The organism is Nonomuraea sp. ZG12 (assembly GCF_052068115.1).
Classification (GTDB): domain Bacteria; phylum Actinomycetota; class Actinomycetes; order Streptosporangiales; family Streptosporangiaceae; genus Nonomuraea.
Genome location: NZ_JBQHCW010000008.1, coordinates 339,318 through 362,616, shown reverse-complemented (window position 1 = coordinate 362,616; position 23,299 = coordinate 339,318). Strand labels below are relative to the sequence as shown.

At 69.0% G+C, this 23,299-nt stretch carries 21 protein-coding genes and 1 pseudogene; 13 read left to right on the top strand and 9 right to left on the bottom strand.

Annotated elements, in window-relative coordinates; all coding sequences use genetic code 11:
- Positions 1–272: 272 nt before the first annotated feature.
- Positions 273–946, top strand: a pseudogene (locus ACTMTF_RS24495) (hypothetical protein); the annotation flags it as partial.
- On the opposite strand, the gene ACTMTF_RS24490 reads toward ACTMTF_RS24495, so the two are convergent.
- Together ACTMTF_RS24490 and ACTMTF_RS24485 are read right to left on the bottom strand one after the other, a co-directional pair.
- Entirely contained in the window at positions 910–1,242 is a 333-nt protein-coding gene (locus ACTMTF_RS24490; protein ID WP_441112772.1) for a hypothetical protein, read from the bottom strand. The pseudogene ACTMTF_RS24495 and the gene ACTMTF_RS24490 overlap by 37 nt on opposite strands.
- Positions 1,243–1,340: 98 nt before the next feature.
- On the bottom strand, positions 1,341–1,808 hold the full coding sequence (locus ACTMTF_RS24485; RefSeq protein ID WP_441112771.1) for a MarR family winged helix-turn-helix transcriptional regulator: 468 nt from the start codon (positions 1,806–1,808) through the stop codon (positions 1,341–1,343).
- A gap of 126 nt (positions 1,809–1,934) precedes the next feature.
- On the opposite strand from ACTMTF_RS24485, the gene ACTMTF_RS24480 reads away from it, so the two are divergent.
- On the top strand, positions 1,935–2,465 hold the full coding sequence (locus tag ACTMTF_RS24480; protein WP_441112770.1) for a hypothetical protein: 531 nt from the start codon (positions 1,935–1,937) through the stop codon (positions 2,463–2,465).
- A gap of 332 nt (positions 2,466–2,797) precedes the next feature.
- Here the strand turns inward: ACTMTF_RS24480 and ACTMTF_RS24475 are convergent, their stop codons facing one another.
- A complete protein-coding gene (locus ACTMTF_RS24475) occupies positions 2,798–3,832 on the bottom strand; it encodes a hypothetical protein (RefSeq protein WP_441112769.1) in 1,035 nt (344 codons plus the stop codon).
- 1,102 nt (positions 3,833–4,934) lie between these two features.
- Positions 4,935–5,579, bottom strand: a complete 645-nt coding sequence (locus tag ACTMTF_RS24470; RefSeq protein ID WP_441112768.1) for a GntR family transcriptional regulator — start codon at positions 5,577–5,579, stop codon at positions 4,935–4,937.
- Between the two features lie 103 nt (positions 5,580–5,682).
- Between ACTMTF_RS24470 and ACTMTF_RS24465 the strand changes: the two genes are divergently transcribed.
- From ACTMTF_RS24465 to ACTMTF_RS24455, 3 genes are read left to right on the top strand one after another with little or no spacing between them, the layout of a single operon-like run.
- Positions 5,683–7,017 (top strand): FAD-dependent oxidoreductase, encoded by a 1,335-nt coding sequence (locus ACTMTF_RS24465; RefSeq protein ID WP_441112767.1) that lies wholly within the window; start codon positions 5,683–5,685, stop codon positions 7,015–7,017.
- Positions 7,014–8,693, top strand: coding sequence for a dihydroxy-acid dehydratase (gene ilvD / locus ACTMTF_RS24460; protein ID WP_441112766.1), 1,680 nt, complete (start codon positions 7,014–7,016; stop codon positions 8,691–8,693). Before ACTMTF_RS24465 ends, ilvD begins: the two co-directional genes overlap by 4 nt.
- 27 nt (positions 8,694–8,720) lie before the next feature.
- Complete coding sequence (locus tag ACTMTF_RS24455) at positions 8,721–10,043, top strand: MFS transporter (RefSeq protein ID WP_441112765.1); 1,323 nt, start codon at positions 8,721–8,723, stop codon at positions 10,041–10,043.
- A gap of 1,052 nt (positions 10,044–11,095) precedes the next feature.
- Here ACTMTF_RS24455 and ACTMTF_RS24450 read toward each other — a convergent pair.
- Entirely contained in the window at positions 11,096–12,034 is a 939-nt protein-coding gene (locus ACTMTF_RS24450; RefSeq protein ID WP_441112764.1) for a LysR family transcriptional regulator, read from the bottom strand.
- A 136-nt stretch (positions 12,035–12,170) separates the two neighbouring features.
- Here ACTMTF_RS24450 and ACTMTF_RS24445 point away from each other — a divergent pair, with 136 nt between their 5' ends.
- The 5 genes from ACTMTF_RS24445 to ACTMTF_RS24425 are packed head-to-tail and all read left to right on the top strand — an operon-like array spanning position 12,171 to position 15,479.
- Positions 12,171–13,103, top strand: coding sequence for an NAD-dependent epimerase/dehydratase family protein (locus ACTMTF_RS24445; protein ID WP_441112763.1), 933 nt, complete (start codon positions 12,171–12,173; stop codon positions 13,101–13,103).
- Positions 13,100–13,681 carry an NADPH-dependent F420 reductase gene (locus ACTMTF_RS24440; protein ID WP_441112762.1) on the top strand — a complete coding sequence of 194 codons (582 nt, stop codon included), beginning with the start codon at positions 13,100–13,102 and terminating at the stop codon, positions 13,679–13,681. Before ACTMTF_RS24445 ends, ACTMTF_RS24440 begins: the two co-directional genes overlap by 4 nt.
- A 39-nt stretch (positions 13,682–13,720) precedes the next feature.
- Positions 13,721–14,215 (top strand): SRPBCC domain-containing protein, encoded by a 495-nt coding sequence (locus ACTMTF_RS24435; protein WP_441112761.1) that lies wholly within the window; start codon positions 13,721–13,723, stop codon positions 14,213–14,215.
- Positions 14,212–14,940 (top strand): SDR family oxidoreductase, encoded by a 729-nt coding sequence (locus ACTMTF_RS24430; RefSeq protein ID WP_441112760.1) that lies wholly within the window; start codon positions 14,212–14,214, stop codon positions 14,938–14,940. The genes ACTMTF_RS24435 and ACTMTF_RS24430 overlap by 4 nt, the downstream gene beginning before the upstream one ends.
- A 35-nt stretch (positions 14,941–14,975) precedes the next feature.
- Positions 14,976–15,479 carry an SRPBCC domain-containing protein gene (locus ACTMTF_RS24425; protein ID WP_441112759.1) on the top strand — a complete coding sequence of 168 codons (504 nt, stop codon included), beginning with the start codon at positions 14,976–14,978 and terminating at the stop codon, positions 15,477–15,479.
- A gap of 172 nt (positions 15,480–15,651) precedes the next feature.
- Here the strand turns inward: ACTMTF_RS24425 and ACTMTF_RS24420 are convergent, their stop codons facing one another.
- From ACTMTF_RS24420 to ACTMTF_RS24410, 3 genes are all read right to left on the bottom strand, one after another.
- The gene (locus ACTMTF_RS24420; protein ID WP_441112758.1) at positions 15,652–15,792 is read right to left on the bottom strand and encodes a hypothetical protein; all 141 of its coding nucleotides are present in this window, start codon (positions 15,790–15,792) and stop codon (positions 15,652–15,654) included.
- A gap of 86 nt (positions 15,793–15,878) precedes the next feature.
- Entirely contained in the window at positions 15,879–17,540 is a 1,662-nt protein-coding gene (locus ACTMTF_RS24415; protein WP_441112757.1) for an ABC transporter ATP-binding protein, read from the bottom strand.
- Positions 17,537–19,165, bottom strand: coding sequence for an ABC transporter ATP-binding protein/permease (locus ACTMTF_RS24410; RefSeq protein WP_441112756.1), 1,629 nt, complete (start codon positions 19,163–19,165; stop codon positions 17,537–17,539). Before ACTMTF_RS24410 ends, ACTMTF_RS24415 begins: the two co-directional genes overlap by 4 nt.
- 333 nt (positions 19,166–19,498) lie before the next feature.
- Between ACTMTF_RS24410 and ACTMTF_RS24405 the strand changes: the two genes are divergently transcribed.
- Genes ACTMTF_RS24405 through ACTMTF_RS24395 form a run of 3 tightly spaced genes read left to right on the top strand, consistent with a single transcriptional unit; the run spans position 19,499 to position 22,307 of the window.
- Positions 19,499–20,485 (top strand): FecCD family ABC transporter permease, encoded by a 987-nt coding sequence (locus tag ACTMTF_RS24405; RefSeq protein WP_441112755.1) that lies wholly within the window; start codon positions 19,499–19,501, stop codon positions 20,483–20,485.
- Positions 20,482–21,300, top strand: coding sequence for an ABC transporter ATP-binding protein (locus ACTMTF_RS24400; RefSeq protein ID WP_441112754.1), 819 nt, complete (start codon positions 20,482–20,484; stop codon positions 21,298–21,300). Before ACTMTF_RS24405 ends, ACTMTF_RS24400 begins: the two co-directional genes overlap by 4 nt.
- Entirely contained in the window at positions 21,297–22,307 is a 1,011-nt protein-coding gene (locus ACTMTF_RS24395) for an ABC transporter substrate-binding protein (RefSeq protein WP_441112753.1), read from the top strand. The genes ACTMTF_RS24400 and ACTMTF_RS24395 overlap by 4 nt, the downstream gene beginning before the upstream one ends.
- Positions 22,308–22,792: 485 nt before the next feature.
- On the opposite strand, the gene ACTMTF_RS24390 is transcribed toward ACTMTF_RS24395, so the two are convergent.
- On the bottom strand, positions 22,793–23,092 hold the full coding sequence (locus ACTMTF_RS24390) for a class I SAM-dependent methyltransferase (RefSeq protein WP_441112752.1): 300 nt from the start codon (positions 23,090–23,092) through the stop codon (positions 22,793–22,795).
- Positions 23,093–23,299: the final 207 nt, after the last annotated feature.

Below are 23,299 nucleotides of genomic sequence, written 5' to 3'. Positions count from 1 at the left end.
CATCAAGAAGCTCTACCTACATCAAGCCCCCTCCACGTTCGGGACACACGTACCGCTTCAAAACTCGTACACGTGGTTTGAGCTGGTGTTTCGTCGGATCTGTTAGGCGGCCCGGTGGTACTCGTTGATGGCTCCGCTGAGCACTTCGGCGCTGAATCCGGCCTTCCTGCGGCACCACGACGTCCTCGTCTGGGACTGTACAAAAAGAACGGCTCTGTCCCGTAATCGGTGGTGGCGCTGGGTCACCCCTGCCGGGCTGAGTCGTGCTGAAGATCGACGATTTTGCGGGTGTGGTGTTTTCGGGGCTGTCTGCCCTGGTCATCGAGGATGTGAAGGACGAAGGCGGCCAGACTCTGGTCATGGCCCGTACTCGCAGCGCGCCGGTACCATGCCCGGCGTGCGTGGTGCTGACCGGTCGGGTGCACGGCTGTTGCAGCCGGACGGTCGATGTCCCGGTCGACGGGCGGCGGGTGGTGGTGTCGGTCCAGGTACGGCGTCTGCTCTGCTTGGCGCGGGGATGTGCTCAGCGGATCGACGTACTGCCCGGCCGCGGCGCCGAACTGCTGGAAAGGTGGCTGCGCTCCCACCCCGGGGTCGAGATCGTCCGCCGCGACGGGTCGGGCGCCTACGGGCGAACCTCTGCGACAAGACCCTCGCCTAGGTACGTTCCCACAGCGCCTGCTGGGCCACGGTCAACCCGCCCCGGCCCGCCGGCGTCCGCGAACAGACCACCCGCGAGCGCTGGCGACAGATCCACGACCTACTGAACAAGGGCGTCGGCCTCCTGGAATGCGCCCGCCGCCTGAACCTATCCCTCAACACCGTCAAGCGCTACGCCCGCACCCGCGAACCCGAGGCGTTGCGCCGCGCTCCGCGCTACCGCCCCACGCTCGTCGACCCCTACCGCGATCACCTACGCGAACGGCGCGCGTCTTCCAGATCCATCATGAGATTCTTCATCGCCTTGATCACCAAGTTCGCGCTCGGGTGAGCGGTGGTGCCCAACACGCGGACGCGCCGAGTGGCGTGCTCGATGACAGCCAGGATGTACTGGCGCTGGCCGCTGAGCGTGACAGGCTCGATGAAATCGCAAGCCGGCAGGGCGTCGGCTTGCGAGCGCAGGAAGTCGGCCCACGTGCTGGACGCCCGCTCGGGCGCCGGATCAAGACCCGCCTGCCTGAGGATCTCCCAGACCGTGGACGGTGCGACCTTGATGCCGAGTGTGGCGAGTTCACCGTGCATCCGCCGATAGCCCCAGCCATACCGGCCTATGCCGGCCTCGCCGTGGCGCCCAACGTCGTGGGCGACCGGTTCGCGCCCCCGTAGCCGCTGGCCAGGGGTCAGGAGATCAGGTCTGCCGCAAAGCAACGCTGAGTATCTGTCGCTGGGCCTCTCTTCGCCCCCGCATTGGATGCCCCGGTCTTGGCCTCAGCTACCACTCCTTCGCCGGACAGGAGGCGATCGATGAGGGCCTTGAGCGTCTTGGCGTTGTCCGGGCCGAGCCGGTCCAGCAGGTGACGTCGGGTGGCCATCTCCAGTGTCGGCAACGTCGCGTCGATCACGTGCCTGCCTGCCGGGCATAGCGCGACCTCCACCCCGTTCGGAACCTTGTCGCGGGCCACGTAGCCGCGGTTGGTCATCCGGGTAAGCAGGTGCGACAGCCGCGTCCGATCCCAACCGAGGGCGGCGGCGAGGGCGTTTTGCCGCAGACTCCCGCCGGACTCGTGCAGGCAGACCAAGACGCCCAGTTCCGGCTCGGAGATGCCGGACGCCGCAGTGGTTTCGGCGATGACCGCGGCACGGACCATCTCATGGGCGCGTTTCCATCGCAGCCACAGCTCGGTCGCCTCACCCGGCCTAAGAGTTGACATATCAACACCCTACTTCCTAATGTTCGTCCCGACCAAACAGCTCGATGGACAAGGACTTCTCCGATGCTCGATCCTCGGCGGCACTACGCCAGCCTGCGCCTGGTGGCGCTACTACCCCTCCTCCTGTTCCTCCCCGCCGTGATCGCTTTCTTCTCGGACCCAGACGTAGCGTGGGGAGAATACCTGGGTGTCTTCTTCCACCTCTCGATCCTCTTTCTGGTATCGCGCCTGGTGGCGGCGCCCTGGGCCAAAGCCGCGGGCTACGGCTGGGTGGCGCTCGACGTACTCGCCGGCATCCTGATGATCAACGCAGTCGAGTACGACACAGCTTGGGCGGTCCGGCTCGGCGGCCACGTCCTCGCCGGCGTCTGGATTGTGGCGAGTTCCCTGGTCAGCCATTCCTGGCCGGTTCGTGTGGTCGGCGTCATCACCGGCGTCTGGCTCGCCGGCTACTCCTTCGCCGGTACCCATCTGGCTGAGGAATTCCTGCGCCCGGCCGGAATCCTGATCCTGGTCTGGTTCGCCCTCCTGGCGATTTTCCACCGCGACGATCCCGGGCACCTGGCGGCACCGACCAGCCCAGCGCCGGCCTGACGCGCGGTATACCCACAACCCGGCGAGCCTTCGCCGCCGGGCTCGCGCGTCACCCGATGCTGACCGGGGTCAACGGCATGACCCCTGATCAGATTCGGCGGCAAGCGAAGACTGACTACACCGTGCCCTCCCGCCAGCCACCTCTCGGGCTTGCGCCACGCCGCGCGAGAGGTCGCTGCTGGTATCGATCTGGACCCGGCGGCATGGCGTGTGGGCTGACACTCCCCACAGGATCGCGACCGGACCGGGCGGGCGCACCGCCCAGGTCACCGACCACGTCCTGCTCATCCGCCGCACCGCCTGACCCGGCGCCGACGTTGACTCCACCGCTCTCAGCGGAAGTCGGAGATGCGCAGCACTGCCAGCATGTCCGCCGCCCGGGAGCCGCCGGTCGAGAAGGACGCTTCCGCACCGACCCAGCCGCGAAAGGCTCCCGTGTCGTCGATGATCTGCATGAGCGGTTTGACGTGGGAGTTGCCGGTGTAGCAGAACTCACCGCGCTCCATCGCCAGACAGGTGCACCAGTGCCACAGCGTGTCGCGGCGGTCAGACTTGGAGATCGTCGTGAGGTAGTACTGGATGGAGCTGATGTTGGGGCGTGTTCCGCCGCCGTACTTGGGGCAGCCGCCCGACTTCTGGCACGCGCCACGCGAGGACGGCTGCAGGTAGGTCAGGCACGAGGTGGTGGCGGCGCAGGCGCGGAAGGCGGAGTGGCCGAACGGCTGATTGCCGGAGGTGACAAGCTTGCCGCCCGCCCAGCTCGTCAGGTCCTGCCTGAGTGAGCCGGGGAACGCCTTAACCGAACTCATCGCACGCCGGGTGTTGATCGCGGCGTTGCTGCCATAGCCGTACCCGTGCGTTGCCAGCGTGCTCCGCTTGAGGTCCAGGCGGGACAGCTTGCCGTCAGGCGAGGACCGTACGTACCACTGCTCCGTCCAGGTCTGGGCGATCTTCCACCGGATGGTGAGCACGCCGCCCGCCACGGTGTACGTCCCGGTACGGCTCTCCCCTGGGGCGCCGGTGAACCCCCCGGCGGTGAGCACCTCGCAGGCACGGGGCCGTGATACGGCACCGCCCTTCTTGGTGGTGCAGCTCGGATCGGGGACGGTGCCGGTGCGATGTCTGGCCTTGGGATGCCGCTGCCACCACAGATACAGGGCGGCCTTCACCGTGCCGTTCGCGGCGAAGCGATAGTTGCCCAGGCGTACCCAGTTCTGCTGGGAGGCGGCCTTCAGATGACCCTGTGAGACGACAAAGGTGGTCCTGCCGCCCGGCAGCGGCGAGGTCGACACGGCAGCGGTGGCCGGCTGGGCGGGCAGGATGGTGATGGCGAGCACGAAGGAGAGGATTGCCGCTGCGGTACGCATGAAAAGTCTCCGGGAGGCTTACGGACGGGGCGATCGTCAATGGGTCACCGTATTCGGTCCGCACCGGATATGTCTTCGAAACCGCAGCCATGACTTCTCGCCGACCTGCACCACCATTGTCAAGAGCAGGACAATCGGCACGCGCGGCCGAGCAGCAGCGTGAGCCTGTACGGAGTTCGGATCTTCGAACTGGCCGGAGGCTTCGGATCCACATGATGGCTCCACGTATGTGCAAGCCGGCCAGGTAGCCGCTGGGTGTCTCGTCGAACCGGAAAGCCAGTCCACGGCACTCTCTGATCCGATTGACACACCGTTCCACCGTGTTGCGCTGCTTGTAGAGATCGGAATCATGACGGACCGGCCGGCCGCCGCGGCTTCGAACGCGCCGGTGGTGACACCACGCCAGCGTGACGGCCGTTCGCTGCCCGCCTCCGTGAGCGTGAGATGCCGTACTCCGCGGACCGCAGCGCGGCCAGCTGCATCGACTGCATGCCCTGGGGCATTTTGAACGGGTGACGCTGCGCCGCCTGCACCTTGTGGCGCAACAAGCACTGCGGTGACGAGCGACCCTGCGCCGGGTGTGGCCGGCCGGCCCTGCTGCGCAACCGTCACCGCCGCTCGTGCTGGAACCAGGCCCGAGCCGAGGCCCCGCGCGAGCGGCCCAGCGGGCGGAAGGGCCATCGCCTCCCGCTTGCTGGACCAGATCGGCGCCTTCCATCAGCTGTTCTTCGCTGGCATGCTCAACAGCCGAAGCGCCTCGGCAACCCCGCCCCGCACCCACGATCGGCACGGCGCCCGCAGCGATGGCCCAATCCGTCGACGCAAAGACCGTCTCATGCGCTTCGGCTTCCAAGACGTCTCCACCCCCAGGAGGCGTGTCGAGTGCAGGATCATAAATGTCGACCTCTTCACCAAATGCCGCCAATGCCGCGTCGAACGTCGTCGCTGGCAGCGAGAAGGGGCGTGTTGGAGAAGTGAGCTAACACCTAAACCCTGGCCACGGTGAACACGAGCCACAGAGCGCCAGAAAGATCCACACCTCCGTCTGTGGCCGACCCTTGACCGTCCCGCCATATCGGGGGCGTCGCCGCCGGTCACAGTGCTAGCCCGGAGGATTGAGGGTGGCGTAGGCGAAGTCGACCAGGTAGTCGTTGAGCCGCGTGGAGGCGGTCACCGCCTCGGTCTCATCGCCGTGGCAGATCGCACCGAGGATGTCCCCGTGCAGCCGTGACGCCGCCCGCAGTTCACTCTCCGGATCGCGGAGGTGCGCGAACCAGAAACGCCGCGACAACCCCTGCAGCGGAGCCATGGCCACCGACAGGTATTCGTTGTGCGCGGCCTCCACGATCAGGGCATGGGCCCGCTTCAGTATCGCGTCGAAGGCACGCGCGTCCGGCACCCCGCGCTGAAACTGCTCGATGACCTCCTGCATCTGGCGCTTCTGCTCGGCCAGGGCCCGGTGGGTCGCGAGGCGGACCGCCAGCGCTTCCAGGCTGCGCCGCAACTCCAGCAACTTGAGCTGGGCCTCGATTGAGGCGGGCGGGACGAACACGCCCCGGTTCGGGTGGATCTCCACCATGCGCTCCCGGGCCAGACGTTGCAGCGCCTCGCGCACGGGCGTGCGGCCCAGGCCGGTGCGTTCCATCAACATGGCCTCGGAGATGAGCGATCCAGGCACGAGCTCCTGGAAGGTGATCATGCCCTCGATCGCCTCATAGGCCCGCGTGGTCTTGTTCGGCTCAGGCATCCGCTGACCTCGTTGTCTTCCGCAGAAATTTCGGACTGGACAATCATACCCTGTCGTGATGTACCGTCGGCATATGACCAATATATCGGTTGACGATTGGCGGTTGCCCGCCGTCGTGGCACCCGACGCCGACTACCCCGTCCTGGCCGAGGTGGACGTGCTCGTGGTCGGGGCAGGGGCGGCCGGCGTGGCCGCGGCGACGGTGGCGGCGGAGGCCGGCAAGAGCGTGCTGCTCGTGGAGAAGTACGGCTTCGCGGGAGGCGCCGCCGTGGCCGGCATGTCCGGCACCGTGTGCGGCCTGTATCTCGCGAACGGCGCCGGCTCATCGCCCGAGCAGGTCGTCTGGGGATTCACCGAGCGTTTCCGGCAGGGCCTGGCCGAACGCGGCGGCCTGACCCCGCCGCAGCGCTACGGCAGGACCTGGACCAGCGCCCACGACCCGCTGGTGTGGCGGGAGACGGCCGACGCCCTGCTCGCCGCCGCCGGCGTACGCGTGCTGTTCCACACCTCGGTCGTCGGTGTGGTGATGGACGGCGATGCGTACCGGGGCGCGGTGCTGTCGTCCAACGCCGGGACGTGTGTCGTGCACGCCGCCCGCACCATCGACGCGTCCGGCGACGCCGCGCTGGTGGCCCGCGCCGGCGGCCGGCACACCTTCGGCGACGCAGGACGGATCCAGAACCCCACCATGTTCTTCCGTCTCGGCGGCGTGGACGTGGACGCCTTCCTGTCCGGCTACGGCGAGGACACCATCAGCCCGCCCTGGGTGAGCGAGCGCATCCGCCAGGCCAGAGAGCTCGGCGCCGACCTCCCCCGGGACAAGATCTGGATCTTCACGACCCCGCGCCCGGGCGAGCTCATGGTCAACGCGACCCGGCTGACCGGCGCCGACGGGCGGATGCTGAACGTGATCGACCCCGCCGACTTCACCGACGCCGAGATCCGCGGGCGGCGCCAGGTCCGGGAGTACGCCCGCTTCATCGCCCGCGACCTCCCCGGCTGCCAGGACGCCTACGTCGTGGACACCGGCGTGGAGGCGGGCGTCCGGCAGACCCGCACGATCACCGGCGCCGCCACCCTGACCAACGACGCCGTCGTGAGCGGCCGCAAGGACCCCTCCGGCATAGCGCGCAGCCCGTGGCCGATCGAACTGCACGACGGCGAGCGGCCCAGGCTGCACTGGCTCGACGGCGACTACTACGAGGTCCCCTACCTCACCCTGGTCCCCGAGGCCGGCGAGAACGTCATCGTCGCCGGGCGCTGCCTGAGCGCCCAGCACGAAGCGCTCGCCTCGGCCCGGGTGACCGCCCAATGCTTCGAGTACGGCCACGCCGCCGCGGTGGCCACTGTCCTGTCCCTCGACGAGGGCACACCGTACCGCCGCGTCGAAGGCGCGCGGGTCCGATCCACCATGAGACAGAACGGAAGCGCGCTGTGACCGAACACCCGAAGACCCCGCTGCGCAGCAACTTCACCCCCGGCACGTCGCGCTGGGCGGTGCGCCGGGCGCAGTGGAGCGCCATGGGCATCAGCCTGGAGGACCAGGAGAAGCCCAAGATCGCGATCGTGAACACGTCGTCGAAGCTCTCGGTCTGCTTCATCCACCTCGACGACGTGGCCGACCTGGTCGCCGAGGCCGTACGCGCGGCGGGCGGGCTCCCGTTCGAGATCCGCACCACCGCCCCCAGCGACTTCATCACCACCGCCGGCCGTGACGGCCGCTACCTCATGCCCACCCGTGACCTGGTGGTCAACGACGTCGAGGCCGCGGTCGAGGGAGCCGTGCTGGACGCGGTGGTATTCCTGTCCTCCTGTGACAAGACCACCCCGGCCCACCTGATGGCGGCGGCCCGGCTGGACCTGCCGTCCATCGTGGTGATCGGCGGCTACCAGCGCGGCGGCACCTTCGCGGGCTGCTCGGTCGACATCGACACCGTCTACGAATCGGTGGGCGCCGTCGCGGCCGGCACCATGACCGTGCGGGAGCTGGGCGAGCTGGCCGACGCCGGCATCACCGGGCCCGGCGTCTGCGCGGGGCTGGCGACCGCCAACACCATGCACTGCCTGGCCGAGGCCCTGGGCATGACCATGCCGGGCTCGGCGCCGACGCGGGCCAACTCCGAGCGCATGCTGACCCGGGCGCAGGAGGCGGGCCGGCGGATCGTGGAGATGGTGCACGAAGGGCTGAGCGCCCGTAAGGTGCTGACCGCCGAAGCGGTCGGCAACGCCGTGGAGGTCGCACTCGCCCTCGGCGGATCGGTCAACTGCGTGCGCCACCTGGCCGCCATCGCCGCCGAGGCCGACCTCGACCTGGACGTCGTCGACCTGGTCGAGGAGCGGGCACGGGACGCGGTGCAACTCGCCGCCATCCGGCCCAACGGCCCGGATCAGGTGTGGGACCTGGACGAGGCAGGCGGCGTACAGACCGTCATGCGCACGCTGTTGCCCCGCCTGCACTCCGGCGCGCTCACCGTCTCCGGCCGGACCGTCGGGGAGCTGGCCGCCGTGGCCCGGCCCGCCGACGGCACGGTGCTGCGTGAGCCGCACGATCCGGTCACCCCCGAGCCGGGCCTGCTCATCCTGCGCGGCTCGCTGGCCCCCGACGGCGCGATCGTGAAGCTGGCCGGGGTCGGCGCGGGGACCAGGCGCAGATTCCAGGGCCCGGCCAAGGTGTTCGCCGGCGAGCGGGAGGCCATCGCGGGCCTGGGCGACGGCACTGTCCGGCCGGGCCAGGTGATCGTGCTGCGCGGCATGGGCGTACGCGGCGGTCCGGGCACCGTCTTCGCCGCCAACTTCGTCGCCGCCCTGAACGGCGCCGGGCTCGGCGGGCAGGTGGCCGTGGTCACCGACGGCGAACTGTCAGGGCTCAACCACGGCCTGATCATCGGCCAGGTCATGCCCGAGGCCGCCGACGGCGGACCGCTCGCCGGGGTCCGCGACGGCGACCCCATCACCATCGACCTCGACGCCCGCACCGTGGACACCGACCCCGTACGCCAGGCGGGCCCCGTCACCTCCCACGCGCCCGGGACGGAGCGCGGATGGCTCGGCCAGTACGCCGAGTTGGTCGGCCCGATCCAGCGCGGCGCCGTGACCCGGCGCCCCGCCAAGTAACCCCCCAGCACTAAGGAACAAACGGCCATGGTGACAATCACGACCCCGCACGACAAGCACCAAGCGCGTCGCGCGGGCATCGCCGCCCTCGTGGGCACGACCCTGGAGTGGTACGACTTCCTGATCTACGGGACGGCGGCCGCCCTCATCCTGAACAAGCTGTTCTTCCCCTCCGGCGACCCGCTGGTGGGCACGCTGGCCGCGTTCGCCACCTACGCCGTCGGGTTCATGGCCCGCCCGATCGGCGGCATCATCCTGGGCAACCTGGGCGACCGCGCCGGGCGCAAGCGGATGCTGGTCCTGACCATCACGCTGATGGGCGCGGCCACGACGCTGATCGGTTTCCTGCCCTCCTACGACCAGATCGGCTTCTGGGCGCCCCTGCTGCTGATCGCGCTGCGGCTGGTGCAGGGCTTCGCCGCGGGCGGCGAGTACGCGGGCGCGGTCGTGCTGTCGGTGGAGCACGGCGACCAGTCGCGGCGCGGCGCCGCCGGCGCATGGGCGCCCACCGGGTTCGCGGTGGCGACCCTGCTGTCCACCGGCGTCTTCCAGCTCATGCTACTGCTCCCCGAACCGGCGTTCCGCTCGTGGGGCTGGCGGGTGCCGTTCCTGCTGGGCGCGCTGCTCCTGCTGGTCGGCTACCTGATCCGGCGCCGCATCCATGAGACACCCGCCTTCGAGGAGGCGAAGAAGACCGGGACGGCCACGAAGGGGTCGGTGCTGGCCGCGCTACGGGAGCACCCGCGCAGCTTCCTGGTGGTCATCGGCGCCCGTTTCGCGGAGAACTCCTTCGCCTACCTGTTCCCGGTGTTCGGCGTGGTTTACGCGGTGGACCGGCTGGGCATCGACCGCTCGTTCACTCTGCTGGCGGTGGTGATCGGCTCCGCGTTGCAGGTCGTGGCGGTTCCTCTGTGGGCGGCGCTGTCCGACAGGGTGGGCCGCAGGCCCGTGTACGCGGGCGGCGCGATCGCCTCGGTGTTGTGGCTGGCGCCGTACTTCCTGCTGCTGGAGACCCTGTCCCCGGCACTGATCGTGATCGGCTTCGCGGTCGGGCTGGGCATCTTCTACCCGGCCATGCTCGCCCCGCAGGCCGCGTACTTCGCGGAGCTGTTCGACACCAGGACCCGCCTGTCCGGGTTCGCGTTCGCCCGCGAGCTGGGTTCGGTGCTGGCCGGCGGATTCCTGCCCCTGATCGCCACCGCCCTGCTCGCCTGGGCCGGACACTGGTGGGCCGTGGCGGTCTACCTGGTGGCGCTGACCGTGGTGACGCTCATCGCACTGGCTTTCGGCCCGGAGACCCGCGATCGCGACATCGTCACGACCGCCGGCGCCCCGGACGGAAGCGCCTGACGGCTGGCATGGCGGGCGTGCTCACATGCGATACGGGCGGGTCCGGCACGCCATACCCAGTGGGTCCCTCCCCGCCTTCGACGATGGGCCCGCTCGTATCCTGGACGCGATGACCAACTCCCACACCCCTCAACCTCCGTCATGACGACCGATGGCCAGGCCGCGTCCTTCACCGCAACGGCTGCTTTGCGCGCTCTCCAACTCGCATGCGATCGAACGGGACTGAACTGGGCGGGGGTGCCACGCTGCTCGGCCCCGTGGGCGACAACGGCGTCTTCAGGCTGCCGCTCGAACGCATCGTCGCCCGGGTGGCGTGGGGCATGACGGCGCTGGCCATGGTTGAACGGGAGCTTCGCGTGGCCGAGTGGCTAAGCGGAGCAGGGTCTGCCGGCGGTCCGGCCATCGGCTGTGGTCGTGGACCAGCCGGTGCTGTCGGACGGCCGGGTGGTCACGTTCTGGGAGGAGATCCCTGCTCTGCGGCAGGGGCGGCAACATCCGGGACGCCACCGGTCGCACCGGCCGCGAGCCGCGCCTGATACCTGAGGTTCATCTCCGCATTTCCACCCTGCGCGATCCGAGCGTCGCCAGGGCGAGGACGCCAGGAACGTGACCCAGGCGAGTTAACCCGCGCACCGCCGCAGCAGGTCACGCCTGTGCGGTGCCAAAACGGCGAATACTGTTGCTGAGCTGGGCGTTCGCAGGGCGATCAGGCCGCTCTGCGGTACTCGCTGATCAGCCCAGTGACGGCTCTTCGACGGTGGATCCGGGAGGCCGTGTCGATCACCTCCCTGGGATCGTGCAACGGTGGGCGGAGCGAACGGCCCTGATGCACATCGAGCATGCTGCACATCGCATCCGATCCAGATCTCTCTGACCCCGTATAAAGGAGCGCGAGTTGAAGATCCGCACTATATGCGCTGTCCGTCTGCCGCGCCTGCGGCGCCGCCCAGGACCGTGACGCTTCGGCCCCGCTTGCCTTCTGGGCGGCGGGGCCGAGCCTCATGACGCCACCGCCCGCGACCACATGACCTATCGCGTTGGCGCGGGGATCGTCAGGAAGGCGGTCGCGTCTTCTCGGACGTCAAGTTGTCCGCTGCGAGTTGCGTTCGCACGCCGCGAGGCACATGCACGCCGTGATTGCGCAGGTTGCGGATGAATAGTGCGGCAAGTGGATCCGGTTCTACGGACGTCACCGCCACCAGCTGTCTGACCCATCGTGGCGAGAACGATCGCACTGCGCCAGGAAAACCATCGCTGACCGCACTCACGGGGCACACGGCGATTCCCAGACCGGCGGCAGCGAGCTGCGGTGCCGCGGTGGTCACCGCTGTCCTCATGACGGGCTCCGGGCGGACTCCGGCGCGGGCGAACGAGCGATCGAGCCAGGCGCTGAGGCCGTTCTCCGGTGCGAAGTGAACCAGCGGCGCACCTTCAAGATCGTCCAAGCGCACAGCCGGCCGTGCGGCCAGTGGATGGCCGGTGGGTGCCGTCAGCACGATCTCTTCCTCGGCGACGGCGGTGGTCGTGAAGCGGCCGGGCACGGGAGCGGGCATCAGGGCCACGTCGGCCTCGTCGGAGTCGATGAAGCCGTGGAGTTCGTCCGGCGACGTTGATTCACGCAGGGTGATCGCCACCTCCGGGTGGCGGCGATGCCACTCGCGAATGACCGGGGCGAGCACGGACACCAGGCTCTGCGCACAAGCCAGCCGCAGCGACCCTCCGGACGCTTCGCCGGCGGCACGAGCCGACCTCACCGCAGAGGCAGCCGCTTCGATCGCCCGTCTGGCATCCGCTACGGCGGCCCGCCCGGCGGGAGTGAGCCTGACTCCCCGGCTCTCGCGGCGGAGCAGGGTCGTTCCTGTCTCGCGCTCCAGCGTCGCGAGCTGATGAGAGACGGCGGGTTGCGACGAATGCAGCAGCCGCGCGGCCTGGGTGATCGACCCGGAGTCCGCGACCGCGACAAGACACTCCAGCGCCCGAAGAGAAGCCATCCAACAATTCTATGGCAGCGGCTCGAAACATGAATAGTTTCGAGGGAATGCCTTCAGGGCCATCGATTGCTCCACCTCACGACACCTTCTCGTCCAAGGCGAGCGAGGGGGCCCGCACTCGGCGAAGGAGAGTTTCATGGCGCAGGCGTTCGTCACGGGCGGTTCTGGATTCATCGGCCAGGTGCTGGTACGGCGGCTCCTCGACGAGGGGCACTCGGTTCGTGTTCTGGTCAGAAGTGAGGCGTCGGCCGCAAGGGTGGCGGCGCTGGGCGCGGTGCCCGTCCGAGGCGAGTTGACCGACCCGGCCACGTGGCGGGACAGGGTGACGGGCAGTGACGTGGTGTTTCACCTCGCTGCCGAGACGGACGTCGCGGCCGACCGTGAGCGTCATGAGCTCGTGTCGGTTCGCGGCACCCGGGCAGCCGTCGATGCGGCGCGCTACGCGCGGGTTCCTCGGTTCGTCCACTGCGGGAGCGAGGCTGCGCTCCTCGCCGGTGACCCGCTGGTGGACATCGACGAGACCGCGCCGCTGCGGCCGGATTCGGAAGCCGCCTACTGTGCGGTGAAGGCCGTTGCCGAGAAGATCGTGCTCGACGCGAACGCCCCGGATTTCGCCACGGTGTCGATCCGTCCGAGGTTCGTCTGGGGTCCCGGCAGCATCCTCATCGAAGGCCTGGTCGCGGCGGTGAAGGCGGGGCAGTTCGCCTGGATCGACGGAGGCCGGCACACGACCGACGTCACGTTCGTGGACAACGCCGTCGAGGGGCTCATGCTCGGATGGCAGCGGGGCCGGCCAGGCCAGGCCTACTTCATCACCGACCGGCGCCGCGTCACCCTGCGCGAGTTCATGGAGACCTTGTTCGCGATCCATGGCGTCGATGCGCCGATCCCCGACCTCGATGCGGAGACCGCGGATCGCGAGGTTCCGGTTCCCGTTCGATGGTTCCTCGGGCAGCCGTGCATCCTGCGGACGGACAAGGCCGCAGCCGAGCTCGGATACGAGCCCATTGTTTCGCTTGCCGCCGGTCTCGACGCTGTCAGGGATTCGGTGGCACTCAGCGGTGTGTGAAGGCTTCACACCCGTTCAATCAGAAGGAGACTGAAATGAAGATTGTCACGATCGGAAGAGGAACGATCGGTGGCGGGCTGGCCGGCCTGTGGCGGGCCGCAGGACACGACGTCGAAGAGCTCGGCCGTGATGGCGGGGATGTGTCGGACGCGGACGTCGTCCTGGTGGCAGTGCCCGGCGATCAGATCTCGCCCGCCTTGAGCAAGGTCACGGGGCTTGAGGGGAAGATCGCGATCGACGCGACGAACATCCTGCCCGCGCGCCACGGGGGCTTTCCGTCGTACGCCGAGGAGGTGAAATCCTTCACGCGCGGCCCGGTGGCCAAGAGTTTCAACATGAACTTCGGATCGTTGTTCGGCGCAGTGCGCGAGCAGCGAGTACGGCCGAGCAATTGGTACGTCGCCGACGAGGCCGCCCGCGAGATCACCGAGCGTCTCATCCGCGACGCCGGCTACGACCCGGTACACGTCGGGGACCTCTCCCGCGCCCGCGACTTCGAGAACGCGGTCTGGCTCCTCATGGGTGTGGCCCCGGTAGGAGGTGTGTTCTATCGATTTGCGGTGCCCGACGAGCTCTGATGAGCGCTCGCCCGTTCCATTCACCATCTGGAGGTTGATGTGTTCGAAGCAGTGAATTGGCCGGAGGCCATGGTCCCCAGCCGCTCCCCGATCCACTTCACCAACGAGCTTGAGGTCGCGGCGTCTCCTGAAACGGTCTGGTCCCTGCTGGTGGATCCCCAGGCCTGGCCCAGCTTCTATCCTGGCGTCGAGCATGTCCAGCTGCTCGACGGCCATGACGCGCTGCGCCTCGGCACGCGGTTCGAGACCAATCTGGCCGGCCAGGACGTCTTCGCGTCCGTGCAGGAGTTCGAGCCTGTGACGCGTATCGCCTGGGGCGGCCATCCCAAGGCCGCGGAAGCATCCCAGGCTTATCACGCTTGGATCATCACACCCACGCCGAAGGGGTGCCATCTCTGGACCGAAGAGACGATGCAGGGGCCGTTCTGGATCGAATTGGCGAAGAAGGCTCCCGACGTTTTCTGGCGCACGCACGAGGAACTTCTCGCAGCGCTCGCCAAGGTCGCGACCGAGCGCGGCGGCTCTTCCGCATGACATATGCGCTGAAGGACAAGGCCGTTCTGATCGTGGGAGGCGGCTCGGACATCGCTGCCGCGCTGGCCACCGATCTCCTCCAGGAGGGTGCGCGAGTCACGCTCGCGGGCCGGGACGCCGGGAGGACGGCCGCCGCGGCGGCGGCCATCGGTGACACCGTCCGGGCCATCGCCCTCGACCTCTCAGATGAGGAGTCGATCCGGGCGGCCGCGGATCAGGCCGGGACCGCCGGAGGGCTCGACCATCTCGTCAGCGTGGCCACGGAGCGGGCCTCCGGACCGGTCGCCTCCCTTGAACGTCGCGCGCTGCTCGCGGCCTTCGACGCCAAGGCCGTCGGTCCGATCCTGCTGGCCAAGCACTTCGCCCCGCTGATCGCCGAGGGAGGTTCGCTGCTGTTCTTCTCCGGTCTGGGCGCCTGGCGACCGGCACCGGGAGGCGTCGCGATGGCGGCCACCAACGGCAGCGTCACCACGCTCGTCTCCGCCCTCGCCGTCGAGCTGGCGCCCACACGCGTCAACGCCATCTCCCCTGGTGTGATCACCACCGGCGCGTGGGACACCGCGGTACCCGACAAACAGCGACTGTTCCGACACGTCGCGGCCACCACACCGGCGCGCCGCGTCGGACAGCCCTCCGACATCTCAAGCGCCGCCCGAGCACTGCTGACCAACCCCTTCATCACCGGCGAGACCCTCCATGTCGACGGCGGCGGGCGATGGGCCTGACCCCGGCACACACAGCGAACAACGAGAAGTGGCTTATGTACGACAAAGTAAATTGGCCCAAGCACTACGACCCGAAAACATCGGCCATCTACGCGCTCAACGACATCGACGTGAAGGCGCCGCCTGAAGTGGTGTGGAAACTGCTCGTCGACGCCGAGAACTGGTCGAGCTACTTTCCCCCCGAAGATCAGGTCAAGATCCTGAGCGGTGAGTCTGAACTGGCGCTCGGAACCAGGTACAGCCGGGTGACGGTTGGATTCCCGATGAGTCTCAACGTGACGGAGTGCGAGCCCTTCAGCAGGCTCGCGTGGGAGACGGTTGTCGACGGCGACGAGACCGGTTCGAGCGCGTACCACGGCTGGGTGATCACACCCACGAATGACGGGTGTCACGTGCTGACCGAGGAAACGCAGCAGGGCCCCTTCTTCCTTGAGGAGCTCGGGCGCAAGCAGCCCGGTGCGCTCTACCGCTATCACCAGGACTGGGTCGAACGCCTCGCCCGCGCCGCAGAGGCGGAGGTTGCGAATCCGGCGGGCTGACCCGGGTTCCACCCCGGCTCCTACCGGTCCTCCTTCCGGTAGACGAGGGGCTCAGGCCGCGAACCCGTCCTGACATCCGGGTCAGCATGGCGCGGCGCGGTTCTCGCTTCGCGAACGGCTGCCAGCTCCGCGGCCCGTTTCCGGCGTACTCCATCTGGGTGGTGCTGTGACCTCACTCCGGTGGGAGGTCCGCGCTCCCGGTGGAAGTCTCATCGAGGAACTGGACCGTCCCGGGTGAGGCCACCAGCAGGATCTTGCGCAGGGCGTTGTGCGGCTGGCTCAGTGCGTCGTCGCTCCTGGCGTCGATTACCATGCGCCCGGCGATGCGCACCGCCCCGCCTCCGCCCATGCGGACCGCCCTGCGCAAAGCCCTTCTGACGCCGCGCAGGCGCCACGCCGCTACGAAGGCTGCGGCGTGAAGAGGTGGGACAGCCGCTCGGCCAGCTCCGCGTAGGAGCCCTCGGCGGCCACGCGCCCCTCCTCCAGGAGAACGATGTGGTCGGCTCTGCGGATGGTAGACAGGCGGTGGGCGATGACGAGCGTGGCGCGGCCCGCGGCGGCTTCCTGGAGTGCCTCGGCCAGGCGGGCCTCGTTGTCGGTGTCGAGGTTGGCCACCGCTTCATCCAGCACCAGTACCGGTGCCTCCGTGGCGATCGCCCGGGCGATCGCCACCCTGGCGCGCTGGCCGCCGGAGAGCGTGAGGCCTCGCTCGCCGATCGGAAGCTCCGAATCGATGGCGAGCTGGGCGGTGCGCAGAGCGCTCGCCACGTCGGCGTCCGGGGCGCCGAGCCGGATGTTCTGCTCAACCGTGCCGGCGAACAGGTGAACGTCCTGCGGCACCACCGTGACGTGCCGGTGCAGGTCGGAGATCCGCGGCAACGGCACCCCGCCGACCAGGATGCGTCCGCCGTCAGGGTCCCAGAACCGCAGCAGCAGCGACACACACGTGGACTTGCCCGCTCCCGAGGCGCCGACCAGGGCGACGGTCTTGCCGTACGGCACCCGGAAGGACACCCCGCGCAGCACCTCGGGCCCGTCGTCCGTATACCGGAAGCGCACGTCCTCGAAGACGACGTCCGGCCTCGCGGACACCTCAAGCACCTCGCGCGGAGGCGGCACGTTGGCGGGCGCGGTCACCAGCGTGTGCACCCGATCGGCGGCCGCACGCAGGGTGCCGTACTCCTTGAGCAGCAACGCCACCTGCGCCGCCGGCCCCAGCGAGCTGGCAGCCAGCACCATGGCGACCGGCGCGTCCGCCGGAGCTCGGATGACCGTGGCGACCAGGAGCAGCGTCCCGGCGGCCGCGGCGGCGATGAGCAGATCGGTGATGGCGGCTTCGAGGCCACCCCTCGCCGCGTTCGCCGCCTGGGCACGGGCGAGCCGGCGCGTCTTGAGCGCCAGCAACCTCCTGCGGCGCTCCAGCGCGCGGAAGGCGGTCAGCTCGCGCACGCCCTGCACCGTGTCGACCACGTCGGAGGTCAGCTCGGCGGTGGCGGCACGCAGCTCGTCGCCCTGCCGGCGAGAGGCCTTGCGCAGCCACAACGGCACGGTCAGCACACACGCCGCCAGCGGCAGCGAGACGGTCAGCAGCAGCGGGTCGATCATCGCGGCCATCACGCTGCCCGCCGTCAGCACCGTGCCCGCGGTGATGAGCTGCGCCAGTGTGTGCGCGAAGAGCCACTCGAGGGTCTCGATGTCCGACAGCACCGCCGCCGACAGGTCCCCGCTGCGGCGGCCCAGCAGGCGGGCCGGGGCGATCCTGGCGACTGCATGGAAGACCTGCCCCCTCAGCCTGGCCAGCACCAGGTACGCCAGATCGTGCGCCACGTACGTCTCCCACCACGCCGCCAGCGCCGCCACCGCGACCAGCCCGCCGAGCACCGCGCACGCCACGTCGAACGGCGCGATCTGGCCGCCGATCACCCGGCCCACCAGCCAGGCGCCGGTCACGGCCGCGCCGAGCGCAGCCAGTTGGCCGAGCAGGTTCGCGACCAGGGTGGAGACGAAGGCCCGGCGGTGTCCGCCGACGGCGCCCGCGAGCCAGCGGATGGACGGCGTCATGCCACGGCCTCCAGCACGGTTCCGTTCTCCAGGACCACCATGTGGTCGGCCTGACGGATGGTGTCGGGCCGGTGGGCGATCATCAGGCAGGTACGGCCCCGCCGCACCTCGGCCAGGGCCTGCTCGGTACGCGCGTCCACATGTGAGGTGGCCTCGTCGAGCACCAGCACGGGGGCGTCGGCCAGCAACGCCCGCGCGATGGCCAGGCGTTGCCGTTGCCCGCCCGAGAGCGTCGTCCCACGCTCCCCCAGGCGCGTGTCGTAGCCGTCGTGGAGTTCGGCGATGAAGTCGTGGGCGGCGGCCAGCCGGGCGGCGGCGACCAGCTCCTCGTCGGTGGCGTCAGGGCGGGCCAGGCGCAGGTTCTCGGACACCGTGCCGTGGAAGAGGTAGGTGTCCTGGGCCACGACCGCGATACCGCCGCGCAGCGCCTCGAGCGAGAGGTCGCGTATGTCCACTCCGCCGAGGCTGATCGTTCCCTGGCCGGGGTCGTAGTGGCGTTGCAGGAGAGCGGCCAGCGTGCTTTTGCCCGCGCCCGACGGGCCGACCAGCGCCACGGTCCGGCCGTGCTCGACGGTGAAGCCGGCATCGCGGACGGCGGGGTGTTCCGCGCCTGGATAGGCGAACGTGACGCGTTCGAACCTGATGGTGTGCTCGGCGGGGAAGTCGTTCCGCGTCCCTCGGTCTTCGACGGCCGGGGACGCCGACAGCAGGTCTTCTATGCCGTCGACTGCCGTTATCCCGAGATATCCGGCATGCCAAGCGTCGGCGAGGTTCTTCACCGGGCGGAAGCACTCCACGGTGATCACCAGGACCGCGAACGCCTCCCACGCGCTGCCCGCCGTCGTCACGGCCAGAATGGCGCCGGCCGTCCCCGCCTGGATGAACAGAGCACTGATCCCCGTCTCCACCAGCGAGATCCTGAGCTGGCTCATGGTGGTGACGTAGAGGTCGTGCGCCCGGGCACCCAGCCGCGTCCCCAGCGTGCCGACGGCCCCGAACGCCCGCAGCGTGGCCATGCCCTGCATCGCCTCCAGATAGTCGGAGGCCAGTTCCGCGAAGGCGGTCCAGCGACCGCGCCCCCGCTTGAGCAGCGTGGCGTCCCAGAACCTCGGGATGACCAGAACGCTCGCCACGGCGCAGGCCAGGATCGCCGCGGCTGTCGCGTTGACCGTGAACAGCCATCCGACCAGCACCACCGGCACGCAGAAGGTGACGACGACCTGCGGCAGATAACGGCTGTAGTACGGATCGAGGCCCTCCACACCGTCGACCAGCGTGGTCTGCACGTGGCCGGTGCGGACGCCGGTCAGATGCGCGGGTCCCAGACGACCGAGATGGACGATCAACCGGTCACGCAGTCTGGCCTTGACCAGCGCGCCCGCCCATACGGTCACTGACTCCCTGGCCCACAGCAGCACGGCCCTGGTGACGATCGCCGCGAACGTCCAGGCCACCAGGTTCACCACAGCGGGGACGTCGCCGCGTACCAGGGCGGACAGGGCGGCGGCGAGCAGGACCGCCTGGGCGACGTACGCGGCGCTGACCGCAAGGCCCAGCCCTACGCAGGCCGCGATCGGCCCCTTCACGCCGCTGGCCAGCTGCAGCAGCCGGCGATGAACGATCACTTGCACAGTCCTTCCCGCTGTCCGTCTCAAGGACAAGCCGGTCCCCGCCCGTTTGATGCGACGAGCACATAGATGGTAATGATTTTCACTGTCTATGGGAAATGATCCATCTTCGAGGCCGTTCCCGCCGCCATGTCACGGATGGCGGCGCTTGATGCAAATTGATGATGATTGTCGTTTTCAGTAGCATGCCGTGATGTGTACTCAAGTTCGTCTGCGCACTCCTCCACCTCTGATGCTCCGACAGCAGCGCCTGTTCGTGCTCGGCGTCGTCTGGTGCGGCGCACGGGGCTGATTTGCGTGGCGCTTTCGGTGTCAGCGTGTGCTCTGGTCGTGCTGTCCGGTGCGGTGGGTTCGGTGTCGGTGAGGCCGGCGGAGGCGGCTCAGATCGTGATCGGGCATCTGGTTCCCGGGATGCCGTGGATGTCGGATGGGACGTTGACGCCGTTGCAGGATCAGGCGGTGTGGCAGTTCCGGCTGCCGCGGGCGCTGCTGGCGGCGCTGGCCGGTGCCGGGTTGGCACTGGCGGGTGCACTGATGCAGGTCACGGTGCGCAATCCGCTCGCCGAGCCGTACATCTTGGGCGTGTCCTCGGGGGCGAGTGTCGGGGCGGTGCTCGTGATCGTGTTCGGTTCGGCCGCGTTGGGCGGGTTGTCGTTGAACGTCGCCGCGTTCGCGGGGGCGTTGGGAGCGTGTGTGGGGGTGGGGGCGCTGGCGCGCAAGAACGGGACGTTGTCGCCGACGCGGATGATCCTGGCGGGTGTCGCGTTGGGAACCATGCTGAGTGCGGTGACGAGCTATCTGACGATCTCCACGGAGGCGCAGAACGTCGTCAGTGTGCTGTTCTTCCTGCTGGGGAGTGTGTCGGCGGCGTCGTGGTCGAGCCTGATCGGCCCGGCTGTCGCGCTCGTGGTCGCTGGGGTGATCGCGGCGCTGCTGACGCGGTCACTGAACGCGCTGCTGACCGGCGACGAGTCGGCGGTCTCGCTGGGGGTGAACGCCTCCCGGTTACGCGGGCTGCTGCTGGCGGTGGCGTCGTTGCTGACCGGCACGGTGGTCTCGGTCGCCGGCGGGATCGGGTTCGTCGGGCTGGTCATCCCGCACATCGCGCGGATCGCGGTCGGTGCGGACCATCGGCGGATGCTGCCGGTGACAGCGCTGGGCGGGGCGGTGTTCCTGATGATCGCGGACCTGCTGGCGCGCACGGCCGCGGCGCCGACGGAAATCCCCTTGGGCATCCTCACCGCATTCGTCGGTGCTCCGTTCTTCTTGTGGTTGATGCGGCGGGACGGCGCCGAGCGTGCGGGGTTCGGCCGATGAGGGTGGCGTTCGACGACGTCACCGTCACCCTCGGCGGCCGGGACGTGGTGCAGCAGGCGTCGCTGACCGTTGAATCGGGCACGATGGTGGGCCTGGTAGGGCCGAACGGCAGCGGAAAGTCCTCGCTGCTGCGCACGCTCTACCGTGCGCTGAAGCCACGGCAGGGCACGGTGCGCCTCGACGGGCAGGACGTGCAGCGCCTGAGCGGCAGGCAGGCGGCACGAGCGGTCGCGGTCATGCTCCAGGACCCGCCGACCGACTTCGACTTGAGCGTTCACGAGACGGTGCTGCTCGGCCGTGCCCCGCACCGGGCTTCCTTCGGCCGGGACACCCCGGACGATGTGCGTATCGTGGACGAGGCGATGCGCCGCGCCGAGATCACCGACCTCGGCGACCGCATGGTCGCCACTCTCTCCGGGGGTCAGCGGCAGCGCGTCATGCTCGCCCGCGCCCTCGCCCAGGAGAGCCCAGTGCTGGTGCTGGACGAACCGAGCAACCATCTCGACATCAGCCACCAGCACGAGTTGATGAGCACGGTGCGCAGCCTGGGACGCACCGTGATCGCCGCTCTCCATGACCTGAACCTTGCGACCCAGTACTGCGACCGTGTCGTCGTGCTCGCCGCCGGTCGCATCGTCGCCGACGGGCCGCCGGCCCGGGTGTTCACCCCTGAGCTGATCCGCACCATCTTCGGCGTGGACGTCCGCGTCCTGGGCGAAACCGACGATCCCGTCTTCGCCTTCCGCCGCCTCGATGCAGGTGAAGGCCACATCGATGGGCCCTCCACCCAAACAGAAAGCAGCGTCCGCACATGACCCGCGTCTCACGCATCCCCGTACGATCCGCCGCCATCGCCAACGCCGCCCTGGCCTTGCTTCTCGCCGGCTGCGGTTCCTCTGTGACGCAGGCCTCTGAAGGATCCGGCGCGGCCGCCGCGGTGACGCTGGAGAACTGCGGCCGGAAGGTCGTCGTCGACGGCGTTCCAGAAGCAGTCGTCGGCATGCACCCGGCGCAGACCGAGCTGCTGCTGCGTCTGGGGCTGGCCGACCGCATCGCCGGGCAGGCTCAGGCCACGGCGCAGGCACTGCCGAAGGACGTGGCGCCGCTGGCCGAAGACATTCCGGTGATCGGCGGGGTCACCCCGCCCAGCCGTGAGGACCTGCTGGCCGTCGAACCGGACTTCGTCTACTCGCCCACCACCTACGAGTTCACCGCAGAGCAGGGCTTTGCGAGCATCGAGCAGCTCGAACAGGCCAGAGTCTCCGTCTACGTCGCCAACGGCGGATGCCAGGACCGGCGTATGACCGGTGAGGTCACGGACCTGTTCACCGATCTGAAGAACATCGGCGAGATCTTCGGCGTTGAGGACACCGCCGCCAAGCTCATCGCGCAGAGCCGGGCCGACCTCGACGAGGTCGCCAAGGCGCTTGCTGACGTGGACAAGCTGCGCGTAGCTCAGGTGTACGTCGATGGCACAACTCTCTCGGCTATCGGCGCCGGCGTCGAATACAACATCCTCCGCCTGGCCGGGGCGGACAACGTCTACACTCCCGATCAGCCGGCGTTCGCGAAGTTCTTCGCCGCGACGATCACCCCCGAGTCCCTCGCGGCCGAGCAGCCCGACGCGCTGGTGTTCTCGGTGTACGACAAGAAGCACGAGGCCGCGACCCGCAAGTACCTCACCACTACCTTCCCGGACATGCCGGCAGTGCGCGCTGGTCGGCTGATCGCGGTCTCCAGCTCCGACGTGTTCCCCGGAACGCTGGGCAACATCTCGATCGTGCGGCAGATCGCGAAGCAGCTCTACCCCGATGCGTTCTGACCCGTGACCCATCGACACCTGGACGGAGACCCAATGACATCTGCCGGTATCGGCGGGGAACTGCTCGCCCACGGCCGGCGCCGCAGCGCTCGAAGGGCTGGAGAACGCCCGCTTCGTCCAGGCCGACGCCGCCATCTGGGAACCTGACCAAGACCCTCTGTATGACGTGGTGCAATGCGTCCACGGCGTGTTCTTTCTGCCCGACCTGGATGCATCGGCATCCCGCCTGGCCAGGCTGCTCCGGCCCGGGCGGACGGCTGGTTGGCCACGCATCCACGGGCGAGCGTGGCGCTCGCGCCGCAAGGCCGACGCTCTTGTGGACGAGGAGTTGTCCACGCGGGCACTGGCCGCGACGACGTGCTGCCCGTCGCGGTAGCCGAAGGAGAAGCCGTCAAACGTGATCGACGAGCCGTCGGCGGCGGCTGTGGGCGCGAGGTCCCCAGGACCGGGAAAGGTACGCCGAATCTTATTGTTCGGGCGGCTATTTAATGGCGACAAAACCCTCGAAAGCCAGGTATTTCAGGAGTGTGCCGTAGCTCGTGAAGGTCGCCTTCGATGACCTCGACGTTGCCGAGGTCGGCGCAGTGCTGGGCGACCTCGGCCATTGCGGGCTCCCGGTCGACCCCGATCCAGTGGGTGGCGCTGTTGGCCGGGCCGTACGTGGCCAGGCGGCGCAGGAGCTGCCCGGTGGCCGCGGTGAAGGCGCCCTTGTCCCAGCCGGCGAAGCGCTCGTGCAGCCGCATCCCGGCGATCCTGGCCATCAGGTCGAGCTCGGACGGCCACACGTAGCGGACGGCGCCGGGACGCAGCTGAACTCCCCGAGACCGAGTCGGGCTTGACGTTGGAGGTCCACGCCTTTCCCTGGCGACAATGGTCGCTCTCCTGCGGAACGGCGGATAGGCGCCCCCATGTAAGGCGGTCTGCTCACCGGGTTGTCGGGCCGGCGCTTTGTCCGCCCTGGAACGGTTCTCGCGCCTGGCACGCGACTGGCG